The sequence below is a fragment of the Citrobacter freundii complex sp. 2025EL-00176 genome (assembly GCF_053309355.1).
Genome location: NZ_JBRYHT010000028.1, coordinates 1 through 13,357, shown reverse-complemented (window position 1 = coordinate 13,357; position 13,357 = coordinate 1). Strand labels below are relative to the sequence as shown.

Annotated in this window: 8 protein-coding genes; 6 read left to right on the top strand and 2 right to left on the bottom strand. The window is 54.7% G+C overall.

What is annotated here, in order from left to right; all coding sequences use genetic code 11:
• The coding region (locus tag ACVXHP_RS24120) for an acetyltransferase (protein ID WP_316129303.1) at positions 1-436 on the bottom strand (436 nt) is incomplete at its 3' end.
• 157 nt (positions 437-593) lie between these two features.
• On the opposite strand from ACVXHP_RS24120, the gene metA reads away from it, so the two are divergent.
• From metA to aceK, 4 genes are all read left to right on the top strand, one after another.
• Positions 594-1,523, top strand: a complete 930-nt coding sequence (metA, locus tag ACVXHP_RS24115; RefSeq protein WP_200009359.1) for a homoserine O-acetyltransferase MetA — start codon at positions 594-596, stop codon at positions 1,521-1,523.
• Between the two features lie 268 nt (positions 1,524-1,791).
• The gene (aceB, locus tag ACVXHP_RS24110) at positions 1,792-3,393 is read left to right on the top strand and encodes a malate synthase A (protein WP_447572288.1); all 1,602 of its coding nucleotides are present in this window, start codon (positions 1,792-1,794) and stop codon (positions 3,391-3,393) included.
• Positions 3,394-3,424: 31 nt separating this feature from the next.
• A complete protein-coding gene (gene aceA / locus ACVXHP_RS24105; protein ID WP_042313073.1) occupies positions 3,425-4,729 on the top strand; it encodes an isocitrate lyase in 1,305 nt (434 codons plus the stop codon).
• Positions 4,730-4,828: 99 nt separating this feature from the next.
• Positions 4,829-6,610 (top strand): bifunctional isocitrate dehydrogenase kinase/phosphatase, encoded by a 1,782-nt coding sequence (gene aceK / locus ACVXHP_RS24100; RefSeq protein ID WP_447572287.1) that lies wholly within the window; start codon positions 4,829-4,831, stop codon positions 6,608-6,610.
• A 38-nt stretch (positions 6,611-6,648) separates the two neighbouring features.
• Here the strand turns inward: aceK and iclR are convergent, their stop codons facing one another.
• Positions 6,649-7,473, bottom strand: a complete 825-nt coding sequence (gene iclR / locus ACVXHP_RS24095; protein WP_038636184.1) for a glyoxylate bypass operon transcriptional repressor IclR — start codon at positions 7,471-7,473, stop codon at positions 6,649-6,651.
• Positions 7,474-7,668: 195 nt separating this feature from the next.
• Between iclR and metH the strand changes: the two genes are divergently transcribed.
• Together metH and ACVXHP_RS24085 are read left to right on the top strand one after the other, a co-directional pair.
• Positions 7,669-11,352 carry a methionine synthase gene (metH, locus tag ACVXHP_RS24090; protein ID WP_447572286.1) on the top strand — a complete coding sequence of 1,228 codons (3,684 nt, stop codon included), beginning with the start codon at positions 7,669-7,671 and terminating at the stop codon, positions 11,350-11,352.
• 213 nt (positions 11,353-11,565) lie between these two features.
• On the top strand, positions 11,566-13,194 hold the full coding sequence (locus tag ACVXHP_RS24085; protein WP_038636190.1) for a Na/Pi cotransporter family protein: 1,629 nt from the start codon (positions 11,566-11,568) through the stop codon (positions 13,192-13,194).
• Positions 13,195-13,357: the final 163 nt, after the last annotated feature.

The following is a 13,357-nucleotide window of genomic DNA, read 5'->3' as shown; positions in this document are numbered from 1 at the left end:
ACCCGCGCACGAGGTTGAGCAAGGGGTATGGTCGCCCGAGATCGTCCACCTCTGTACGCCCCGTCACGCTGAATCCCATCTTCTTGTAGAATCCAACCGCTTGCTCATTCTGTTCGTTAACGTCGGTTGTTAGCGTTGAACTCATTGATAAAGCATGTTCAATCAGCAGCTTACCAACGCCACTACCACGCACATCCGGATCGACAAACAGGGCATCTATATGCTGATCGGTCAGGAGCATAAAGGCGACTGGCTCATCCTGCTCTGTCACTGCAACCCATAGAGGGGCTTCTGGTAAAAAAGAACGTACCAGTTGTTCCAGTTCAACCCGATAATCCGCAGAGAGGAAATGGTGCGTGGCATCCACTGAACGACACCAAATTGAAACTAACTTGTCTCCTTCGTCCTGACGCGAACGACGAATGGTAAGGGTCATAGCATTCTCCTTTTTTCTTTACTGCACTATTCTACAGCAAGGAACCGTGAAACTTTCTCAACTTGAGGATGCAGGCTCGACATTTTGCTGATTCCTGGGTATCTTCAGCTATCTGGATGTCTAAACGTTTAAACGTATGTAGTGAGGTTATCAGGTTATGCCAATTCGCGTGCAGGACGAACTACCCGCCGTCAATTTCTTGCGTGAGGAAAATGTCTTTGTCATGACGACATCCCGCGCTTCCGGTCAGGAAATTCGTCCACTGAAGGTACTTATCCTCAACCTGATGCCGAAGAAGATTGAAACGGAAAACCAGTTCCTGCGTTTATTGTCTAACTCACCGCTACAGGTAGATGTTCAGCTATTGCGCATCGATGCTCGCGAGTCACGCAACACCCCAACGGAGCATCTGAATAACTTTTACTGTAATTTCGAGGATATCTGCGATCAGAACTTTGATGGACTGATCGTTACAGGGGCGCCGCTGGGTCTGGTTGAGTTTAATGACGTGGCTTACTGGCCACAGATAAAACAGGTTCTTGAGTGGGCAAAAGATCACGTTACCTCGACGCTGTTTGTCTGCTGGGCGGTACAGGCCGCATTGAATATCCTGTATGGCATACCCAAGCAAACCCGCACGGATAAACTCTCCGGCGTCTATGAGCATCATATTCTGCATCCTCATGCGTTGCTGACGCGCGGATTTGATGACGCATTTTTGGCCCCTCATTCGCGCTATGCCGATTTCCCTGCCGCACTTATCCGCGACTATACCGATCTCGAGATTTTTGCCGAAACGGAAGAGGGCGATGCCTATCTGTTCGCCAGCAAAGATAAACGTATTGCCTTTGTGACGGGTCATCCGGAGTATGACCCGCACACGCTTGGTAGCGAATATTTTCGTGACGTTGAAGCGGGCTTATCCCCGGAAGTACCCTATAACTACTTCCCGAAAGATGACCCGCAAAACAAACCGCGGGCAACCTGGCGTAGCCATGGCAATCTGTTGTTTACCAACTGGCTCAACTATTACGTCTACCAGATCACGCCATATGATCTGCGTCACATGAATCCAACGCTGGATTAATCTTCTGTAGCAGACGATCCTTAAGCGTTTCAGCATGTTGAATCAGGCACCTTCGGGTGCCTTTTTTATTTCCGAAACGCACCTCACTGTGTAATTAAATTTTATTTATATTGTTATCAATAGGTTAATAGATAATTAAATTAAAAATGGAAATTGTTTTTGATTTTGAAATTTAAATGAGTAGTCTTAGTTGTGCTGAACGAAAACCGCACAACGATCCTTCGTTCGCATTGGGGATGTGTTTGGATCAATGACGAGGAACTACGCAATGAATCAACAGGCAACGACAACCGATGAACTGGTCTTCACCAGGCCGCGTGGCGAACAGGAACAGCAAATTCTGACCGGGGAAGCGGTGGAGTTTCTGACTGAACTGGTGACAAGATTTACGCCTAAGCGGAATAAACTTCTGGCTGCGCGGATCCAGCAGCAGCAGGATATTGATAACGGTAAGTTGCCTGATTTTATTTCGGAAACAGCTTCCATTCGTGAGGGTGACTGGAAAATTCGCGGTATTCCTGATGATTTACTGGATCGCCGCGTAGAGATTACCGGACCGGTTGAGCGCAAGATGGTCATCAACGCGCTGAATGCAAACGTCAAAGTCTTTATGGCTGATTTTGAAGATTCGCTGGCTCCTGAGTGGAGCAAAGTTATCGACGGGCAGACCAACCTGCGCGATGCGGTCAATGGCACCATAAGCTATACCAATGAAGCGGGTAAAATTTATCAACTCAAACCCAATCCAGCTTTATTGGTGTGTCGTGTGCGCGGTCTGCATCTGCCGGAAAAACACGTCACCTGGCGTGGCGAAGCCATCCCGGGCAGCCTGTTCGATTTTGCTCTCTACTTCTTCCACAACTACAAAGCGTTGCTGGCAAAAGGCAGTGGCCCGTATTTCTATCTGCCAAAAACGCAGGCCTGGCAAGAAGCAGCCTGGTGGAGTGAAGTGTTCAGCTATGCAGAGGACCGCTTTAATCTGCCGCGCGGCACCATCAAAGCGACTCTGCTGATTGAAACGTTGCCAGCCGTGTTCCAGATGGACGAAATTCTCCATGCACTGCGTGACCATATTGTGGGCCTCAACTGCGGCCGTTGGGATTACATCTTCAGCTATATCAAAACGCTGAAGAATCACCCGGACCGCGTCCTGCCGGACCGCCAGGTGGTGACGATGGATAAACCGTTCCTTAGCGCCTACTCGCGTCTGTTGATTAAAACCTGTCATAAACGCGGCGCGTTCGCGATGGGCGGCATGGCTGCATTCATTCCCAGTAAAGATGCCGAGCGTAACAATCAGGTTCTGACCAAGGTAAAAGCGGACAAAGCGCTGGAAGCCAATAACGGTCACGATGGAACCTGGGTTGCTCATCCGGGCCTGGCTGATACCGCGATGGCGATTTTCGATGAGGTGCTGGGCGAAAACAAAAACCAACTGTTTATCACCCGTGATGACGATGCGCCGATTACCGCAGAGCAACTGCTGGCACCTTGTGAAGGTGAGCGTACCGAAGAGGGGATGCGCGCCAATATCCGTGTCGCGGTGCAGTATATCGAAGCGTGGATCTCCGGTAATGGCTGCGTACCGATTTACGGTTTGATGGAAGATGCGGCCACCGCCGAAATCTCCCGTACCTCCATCTGGCAGTGGATCCACCACCAGAAGACGCTCAGCAACGGCAAGCCGGTGACCAAACCGCTGTTCCGCCAGATGCTGGCTGAAGAGATGCTGGTGATTCAGGACGAACTGGGCGAGCACCGCTACAGCAGCGGGCGTTTTGACGATGCTGCGCGCCTGATGGAGCAAATCACTACCTCTGATGAACTGATCGATTTCTTGACCCTGCCAGGTTACCGCCTGCTGGCTTAACTCACCACATAACAATATGGAGCATCTGCACATGAAAACCCGTACTCAACAAATCGAAGAATTACAGAAAGAATGGACTCAACCGCGCTGGGAAGGCATCACCCGTCCATATAGCGCGGAGGACGTGGTGAAATTACGTGGCTCGGTCAACCCGGAATGTACGCTGGCGCAGCTTGGCGCGGCAAAAATGTGGCGTCTGCTGCACGGCGAATCGAAGAAAGGGTATATCAACAGCCTCGGCGCGCTGACCGGCGGCCAGGCGCTGCAACAGGCGAAGGCTGGCATTGAAGCGGTTTACCTTTCTGGCTGGCAGGTGGCAGCAGATGCGAACCTGGCCTCCAGCATGTATCCGGACCAATCGCTGTATCCGGCGAACTCCGTCCCGGCAGTGGTGGATCGGATCAACAACACTTTCCGTCGTGCAGATCAGATCCAATGGTCAAGCGGTATTGAGCCTAACGATCCGCGCTACGTAGATTACTTCCTGCCGATCGTTGCCGACGCGGAAGCGGGTTTTGGCGGCGTACTCAACGCGTTTGAACTGATGAAATCGATGATTGAGGCCGGTGCAGCGGCCGTTCACTTCGAAGATCAGCTCGCATCGGTGAAAAAATGCGGTCACATGGGCGGCAAGGTGCTGGTGCCGACTCAGGAAGCTATTCAGAAACTGGTGGCCGCCCGTCTGGCTGCTGATGTCATGGGCGTGCCGACGCTGGTGATTGCGCGTACCGATGCTGACGCAGCTGATTTGATTACCTCTGACTGCGATGCTTACGACAGCGAGTTCATTACTGGCGAGCGTACCTGCGAAGGCTTCTTCCGTACACACGCGGGTATTGAGCAGGCGATCAGCCGTGGTCTGGCCTACGCGCCGTATGCGGATCTGGTGTGGTGTGAAACTTCCACACCGGACCTCGAACTGGCGAAGCGCTTTGCCGATGCGATTCATGCGAAATTCCCAGGCAAACTGCTGGCTTACAACTGTTCGCCATCGTTTAACTGGCAGAAAAATCTGGATGACAAAACCATCGCCAGCTTCCAGCAACAGCTGTCAGATATGGGCTATAAATACCAGTTCATTACCCTGGCGGGTATTCACAGCATGTGGTTCAACATGTTCGACCTCGCGCACTCCTATGCGCAGGGTGAAGGCATGCGCCACTATGTTGAGAAGGTTCAGCAGCCAGAATTTGCGGCGGCAAAAGACGGTTACACCTTCGTGTCCCACCAGCAGGAAGTGGGTACCGGGTACTTCGATAAAGTTACCACCATCATTCAGGGCGGCGCCTCTTCCGTTACCGCGTTAACGGGTTCCACCGAAGAATCGCAGTTCTGATCAATGCCGGATGGCGGCAACCGCCTTATCTGACCTACAGGGGATCGTAGGTCGGATAAGGTGCTTGCACCGCCATCCGACAACTGTTGAGGGCAAAAGATGACGCGTGGCCTGGAATTACTGATTGCTCAGACTATTTTGCAAGGCTTTGACGCCCAGTACGGGCGTTTTCTGGAAGTCACCTCCGGCGCGCAGCAGCGTTTTGAACATGCCGACTGGCATGCGGTTCAGCAGGCGATGAAAAGCCGTATTCACCTTTACGATCATCATGTGGGTCTGGTGGTGGAACAGTTGCGCTGCATTACTGACGGCAAAAGTACCGACGCGGATTTTTTGCTCCGCGTGAAAGATCATTACACCCGGCTCTTGCCGGATTATCCGCGCTTCGAGATTGCGGAGAGCTTCTTTAACTCCGTTTACTGCCGGTTATTTGACCACCGCTCGCTGACTCCCGAGCGGCTATTTATTTTTAGTTCTCAGCCAGAGCGCCGTTTTCGCACGATCCCACGCCCGCTGGCGAAAGACTTTTTTCCTGACACTGGTTGGGAATGGCTGCTCACCCGCGTCCTCAGCGATCTGCCTTTGCGTCTACCGTGGCAGAACAAACATCGTGATATCCACTACATCATCGAACACCTGACCGAAACCCTGGGTGCGGATATGTTGCAGCGCTGCCATTTACAGGTGGCGAACGAACTGTTTTATCGCAATAAGGCCGCCTGGCTGGTCGGTAAGCTGATTACCCCTTCCGGGACGCTGCCGTTTTTATTGCCAATCCACCGCACTGACGAAGGCGAACTGTTTGTCGATACCTGTCTGACCACGACGGCGGAAGCGAGCATTGTGTTTGGCTTTGCCCGCTCCTACTTTATGGTTTACGCGCCGCTGCCTGCGGCGTTAGTGGAGTGGCTACGCGAGATCCTGCCCGGTAAAACCACCGCCGAATTGTATATGGCGATTGGCTGTCAGAAACACGCGAAGACCGAAAGCTACCGCGAATATCTGCTGTATCTCGCTGATTGCGATGAGCAATTTATCGAAGCGCCGGGGATCCGCGGCATGGTGATGCTGGTGTTTACCCTACCGGGCTTCGACCGGGTGTTTAAAATCATCAAAGACAAATTTGCGCCGCAAAAGGAGATGTCCGCCGCGCACGTCCGCGCCTGCTACCAGCTGGTGAAAGAGCACGACCGCGTCGGGCGTATGGCCGATACGCAGGAGTTTGAAAACTTTGTGCTGGATAAACGGCAAATTGACCCGGCGCTGATGGCGCTGCTACTACAGGAAGCGCCGGAAAAAATTACCGATCTCGGCGATCAGATTGTTATTCGCCATCTGTATATCGAACGCCGCATGGTGCCGCTGAATATCTGGCTGGAGCAGGTCGAAGGCCAGCAACTGCGCGACGCGATAGAAGAGTACGGCAACGCCATTCGTCAGCTGGCCGCCGCCAATATTTTCCCGGGAGATATGCTGTTTAAGAACTTCGGCGTGACCCGCCACGGGCGCGTGGTGTTCTACGACTACGATGAAATTTGCTATATGACAGAGGTGAATTTCCGCCATATCCCACCGCCGCGCTACCCGGAGGATGAGATGAGCGCTGAACCGTGGTACAGCGTGTCGCCGGGGGATGTGTTCCCGGAAGAGTTTCGTCACTGGCTATGCGCCGACCCGCGCATCGGGCCGCTGTTTGAGGAGATGCACGCCGACCTGTTCAGCGCCGACTACTGGCGAGGGCTGCAAACGCGGATCCGTGAAGGTCATGTGGAAGATGTTTACGCTTACCGTCGTCGGCAGCGGTTTAGCGTACGTTATGAAACCGACCGTAGGCCGGATAAGGCCTTTGCGCCGCCATCCGGCAATGTACGCCGTGCCTGATGGCGGCGCAAAGGCCTACAAATCAGCCCAACCCTTGCTTATCTAAAACCACCGTATGCCAGCGTGACTTCTTTCGCTGCTTTGATCGCCATCGCGCCAAACTCGGTCACGCGGTCATCAGTAATGCGTGAGATTGGCCCAGAAATGGAAATGGCGGCGAATGGCTCACGGTGTTCATCATAAATGCACGACGCCACGCAGCGCAGGCCCAGCGCGTGTTCTTCATCATCAAAGGAATAACCGCGCTTACGCGTCTGCGCCAGATCCTCTTTCAGATGGACCGGCGATACCAGCGTGGCGTGGGTGTAAGCGTGCAGCCCTTTGCGGTGTAGCAGGCCGGTAACCTGTTCTTCACTCAATTGAGATAAAAATGCCTTGCCCGCGCCGGAGGCGTGCATCGGCAGCTTGCCGCCGATAGGCGCAGACATGCGCATCAGCTGGGTGCACTGCACCTGGTCGATAATAATGGCCTGGTGGTCGCTTTGATCCAGTACGGCGAGGTTTACCGTCTCACCCGAGTCTTCCATTAGTTTGCGCAGAATCGGATGGACTATCGCCAGCAGATTGCGGCTTTGCAAAAAGCTGCTGCCGACGATAAATGCATGCGCGCCCACGGCCCAGTGGCCTAATTCGCCCACCTGGCGGACAAAACCCTGCTGCTGCATGGTAGTCAACAGACGGTGAGTTGTTGAGTTGGGTAAGCCGGCCTGCTGCGCCAGCTCGGTTAGCGCCACGCTGCCGTTGGATTCCGCAATCCACTCCAGAAGCTTCAGACCTCGGGTCAGAGACTGAACTTGCCCGGTTGCAGGCGTAGTAGCAGCGGCGGGTTTTCTACCGCGTTTAGCGGGGACAGGGGCAACCATGGCAGACTCCTTTTCTGTATCGTGGAAATCATTTTCGTTTTATTCGATTATAATGCAAGAATTCCTGTACTGATCGGATGAGTGAAGCTGAACATGTCTCATGTTGGCCGTTGTTCTCTTTTCCGCCTCTCAGGTTTGTGCCAGTATGGCCTGTTGAGTTTTTTTCGGTCTGGTTGAGCGTTGTCGGGAGCGAGTGTGAGCAGCAAAGTAGAACAATTACGTCAGCAGTTAAATGAACGTATTCTGGTGCTGGACGGCGGGATGGGCACCATGATCCAGGGATATCGTCTGAGCGAAGAGGATTTCCGCGGCGAGCGCTTCGCCGACTGGCCCTGCGACCTGAAGGGCAACAACGACCTGCTGGTGCTCAGCAAGCCGGAGGTGATTGCCGCGATCCATAACGCCTACTTTGAGGCGGACGCGGATATCATCGAAACCAACACCTTTAACTCCACGACAATCGCCATGGCGGATTACCAGATGGAATCCCTGTCGGCGGAAATCAACTTTGCGGCAGCTAAACTGGCGCGCGCGGCGGCAGATGAATGGACGGCACGCACGCCGGAAAAACCGCGCTATGTCGCGGGCGTGCTTGGCCCCACTAACCGTACGGCCTCCATCTCGCCCGACGTCAACGACCCGGCTTACCGCAACATTACCTTTGACCAACTGGTGGCTGCCTATCGCGAATCCACCAAAGCGCTGGTGGAAGGCGGCAGCGACCTGATCCTGATTGAAACCGTCTTCGATACCCTCAACGCGAAAGCCGCTATTTTCGCGGTAAAAACCGAATTCGAAGCGCTGGGCGTTGAGCTGCCGATTATGCTTTCCGGCACCATTACCGACGCATCCGGGCGTACGCTTTCCGGCCAGACTACCGAAGCGTTCTATAACTCCTTGCGCCACGCCGATGCGCTGACTTTCGGCCTCAACTGTGCGTTAGGCCCGGACGAACTGCGCCAGTACGTACAGGAACTGTCGCGCATTGCCGAATGCTACGTCACCGCGCACCCGAACGCCGGGCTGCCGAACGCCTTCGGTGAATACGATCTCGACGCCGATACCATGGCGACGCAGATTCGCGAATGGGCCGAGGCGGGCTTCCTCAACGTGGTTGGCGGCTGCTGCGGCACCACGCCGGAACATATCGCTGCGATGAGCCGGGCGGTAGAAGGTTTACCGCCGCGCAAGTTGCCAGAAATCCCGGTGGCCTGCCGTCTGTCTGGCCTGGAGCCACTGAACATTGGCGACGATAGCCTGTTTGTTAACGTCGGTGAACGTACCAACGTCACCGGTTCGGCGAAGTTTAAGCGTCTGATCAAAGAAGAGAAATACAACGAAGCGCTCGACGTTGCCCGCCAGCAGGTGGAAAGCGGCGCGCAGATTATCGATATCAACATGGACGAGGGGATGCTCGACGCCGAAGCGGCGATGGTGCGCTTCCTCAACCTGATTGCCGGCGAGCCGGATATCGCCCGCGTGCCGATTATGATCGACTCCTCCAAATGGGAAGTCATCGAAAAAGGACTGAAGTGCATCCAGGGTAAAGGCATCGTTAACTCCATCTCGATGAAAGAGGGGGTGGAGACCTTTATCCATCACGCGAAGCTGCTGCGTCGCTACGGCGCTGCGGTGGTGGTGATGGCTTTTGACGAGCAGGGCCAGGCCGACACTCGCGAGCGTAAAATCGAGATTTGCCGCCGCGCCTACAACATTCTGACCAAAGAAGTCGGCTTCCCGCCGGAAGATATCATCTTCGACCCGAACATCTTCGCCGTGGCGACCGGTATTGATGAGCACAACAATTACGCGCAGGACTTTATCGGTGCCTGTGAAGACATTAAACGCGAGTTGCCGCATGCGCTGATCTCCGGCGGCGTCTCCAACGTGTCGTTCTCGTTCCGCGGCAACGACCCGGTACGTGAAGCTATCCACGCCGTATTCCTCTACTACGCGATTCGTAACGGCATGGACATGGGTATCGTCAACGCCGGGCAGCTGGCGATTTATGACGACCTGCCTGCCGAACTGCGTGATGCGGTTGAAGATGTGATCCTTAACCGTCGTGACGACGGCACTGAGCGTCTGCTGGAGCTGGCGGAGAAATATCGTGGCAGCAAAACCGACGACACCGCGAACGCCCAAATGGCGGAATGGCGTAGTTGGGAGGTGAAAAAGCGCCTTGAATACTCGCTGGTGAAAGGCATTACCGAGTTTATTGAGCTGGATACCGAAGAAGCGCGTCAGCAGGCTGCGCGTCCGATTGAGGTTATTGAAGGGCCGCTGATGGACGGCATGAACGTGGTCGGCGACCTGTTTGGCGAGGGCAAAATGTTCCTGCCGCAGGTGGTGAAATCCGCCCGCGTGATGAAGCAGGCGGTGGCCTACCTCGAACCGTATATCGAAGCCAGTAAAGAGAAAGGCTCCAGCAACGGCAAGATGGTCATCGCCACCGTGAAGGGTGATGTGCACGACATTGGCAAGAACATCGTGGGCGTAGTGCTGCAATGTAACAACTACGAAATCGTCGATCTGGGCGTGATGGTGCCAGCAGAGAAAATCCTCAGAACGGCGCGTGAAGTGAATGCCGACCTGATCGGCCTTTCTGGACTTATCACCCCGTCGCTGGACGAAATGGTCAACGTGGCGAAAGAGATGGAGCGTCAGGGCTTTACCATTCCGCTGTTGATTGGCGGGGCGACCACCTCAAAAGCGCACACGGCGGTGAAAATTGAGCAGAACTACAGCGGCCCGACGGTTTACGTGCAAAACGCCTCGCGTACCGTGGGGGTCGTTGCCGCGCTGCTCTCCGACACCCAGCGCGATGACTTTGTCGCTCGTACGCGTAAAGAGTACGAAACCGTGCGCATCCAGCATGCGCGTAAGAAACCGCGTACCCCGCCGGTAACGTTACAGGCCGCACGTGATAACGATCTGGCCTTCGACTGGGAAAGCTACACGCCGCCGGTGGCCCATCGTCTGGGCGTACAAGAAGTCGAGGCCAGCATCGAAACGCTGCGCAATTACATCGACTGGACGCCGTTCTTTATGACCTGGTCGCTGGCCGGGAAGTATCCGCGCATCCTCGAAGATGAAGTGGTAGGCGAAGAGGCGAAGCGCCTGTTTAAAGACGCCAACGATATGCTGGATAAACTCAGCGCTGAGAAGACCCTGAACCCGCGCGGCGTGGTGGGGTTGTTCCCGGCTAACCGTGTGGGTGACGACATTGAGATTTACCGCGACGAGACGCGTACGCACGTTATCAACGTGAGTCATCACCTGCGCCAGCAGACGGAAAAAGTCGGTTTCGCCAACTACTGCCTGTCTGACTTTGTCGCGCCGAAACTGAGCGGCAAAGCGGATTACATCGGTGCTTTCGCGGTTACCGGCGGTCTGGAGGAGGATGCGCTGGCGGACGCCTTCGAAGCCCAGCATGACGACTACAACAAGATCATGGTGAAGGCGATTGCCGACCGCCTGGCGGAAGCCTTTGCCGAGTATCTGCACGAGCGCGTGCGTAAGGTTTACTGGGGCTATGCGCCGAATGAAAACTTGAGCAACGACGAACTGATCCGCGAAAACTACCAGGGTATTCGCCCGGCGCCGGGCTATCCGGCGTGCCCGGAACATACTGAAAAGGCCACTATCTGGGAACTGCTGGATGTCGAAGCGCATACCGGGATGAAGCTCACCGAATCCTTCGCCATGTGGCCAGGCGCTTCGGTTTCCGGCTGGTATTTCAGTCATCCTGACAGCAAGTATTACGCCGTGGCGCAAATTCAGCGCGATCAGGTTGAAGATTATGCTTTCCGTAAAGGCATGAGCGTGGCGGAAGTTGAACGTTGGTTAGCGCCTAATTTGGGCTACGACGCTGACTGATTCACAAAACTGTCATCTTTCTTTACAACAAACAGGGCGCTCAATGAGTGCCCTGTCTCTTTCTTACGTTTAAACCCTTATACTGAAAGAACGTTCATCGGCACTGCTTGCCGGATGGCTCATTTTTGTAGGCCTGATAAGCGTAGCGCCATCAGGCGGGATGTCATTGCGATGAACCTCAGGAACATATAACGATAAGGAGAACCTGATTCCGTGCTAACTCTGTTACACCTGCTTTCTGCTGTCTCTATGCTGGTTTGGGGCACACATATTGTGCGTACCGGCGTGATGCGCGTCTTTGGCGCGCGCTTGCGTACCGTACTCAGCCGTAGCGTTGAAAAGAAGCCGCTCGCCTTTTGTGCGGGTATCGGCGTTACCGCGCTGGTGCAAAGCAGCAACGCCACCACCATGCTGGTCACTTCGTTTGTCGCCCAGGATCTCGTGGCGCTTACCCCTGCGCTGGTGATTGTACTCGGCGCCGACGTGGGGACCGCGCTGATGGCGCGTATCCTGACCTTCGATCTCTCATGGTTATCGCCACTGCTGATTTTCATCGGCGTGATCTTTTTTCTCGGACGTAAGCAGTCTCGCGTTGGGCAACTAGGGCGGGTTGGTATTGGGTTGGGGTTGATTTTACTGGCGCTGGAGCTGATTGTGCAGGCGGTCACGCCGATAACCCAGGCTAACGGCGTACAGGTTATTTTCGCCTCGCTGACCGGCGATATTATGCTGGATGCGCTGATTGGCGCTATGTTTGCGGTTATCAGTTACTCCAGCCTGGCGGCGGTTTTGCTGACGGCAACCCTGACCGCTGCCAGCATTATCTCGTTTCCTGTCGCATTGTGCCTGGTGATTGGTGCCAACCTTGGCTCCGGCCTGCTGGCGATGCTCAACAATAGCGCGGCGAACGCTGCTGCCCGTCGCGTGGCGCTTGGCAGCCTGCTGTTTAAGCTGGTGGGGAGTCTGATTATCCTGCCGTTTGTGCATCCGTTGGCGAATCTGATGGATGAGCTGCCGCTGCCGAAATCGGAGCTGGTTATTTATTTCCATGTTTTCTACAACCTGGTACGTTGTATAGCGATGGTGCCGTTCGCCGAACCGATGGCGCGTTTTTGCAAACGTATTATCCGTGATGAGCCGGAACTCGACGCCCACCTGAAGCCTAAGCATCTGGACATCAGTGCGTTGGATACCCCGACGCTGGCCCTGGCCAATGCCGCCCGTGAAGCCCTGCGTATTGGCGATGCGATGGAGCAGATGATGGACGGGCTAAAGAAGGTGATGCACGGTGAACCGCGTGAAGAGAAAGAGTTGCGCAGGATGGCTGACGATATCAACGTACTCTACACCGCGATCAAACTGTACCTGGCGCGGATGCCAAAGGATGAACTGGCAGAAGAGGAATCACGCCGTTGGGCGGAGATTATCGAAATGTCGCTCAACCTTGAACAGGCTTCGGATATTGTCGAGCGTATGGGCAGCGAGATTGCCGACAAGTCGCTGGCAGCGCGTCGGGCCTTCTCTGTAGAAGGGCTGAAAGAACTCGATGCACTGTATGATCAATTGCTCAGTAATCTGCAACTGGCGATGTCGGTATTCTTCTCTGGTGACGTGACCAGCGCCCGTCGTCTGCGCCGCAGCAAGCACCGTTTCCGCATCCTTAACCGTCGTTATTCGCATGCGCACGTGGATCGTCTGCATCAGCAGAACGTGCAGAGCATTGAGACCAGTTCTCTGCACCTGGCGCTGCTGGGCGATATGCAGCGTCTGAACTCACTGTTTTGCTCTGTAGCTTACAGCGTGCTGGAACAGCCGGATGAAGACGACGAGCGTGAGTACTAACGAGGACAGATGAAAGGTTGCCCGGTGGCGCTGTCCGGTAGGCCGGATAAGGCATTTATGCCGCCATCCGGCAATTTGCGCCGAACTGCCTGATGGCGCTGCGCTTATCAGGCCTTGTATTATCCTTTCTGTGCAGAGAGAACCGGCCAGTTCTTTCTGCCAT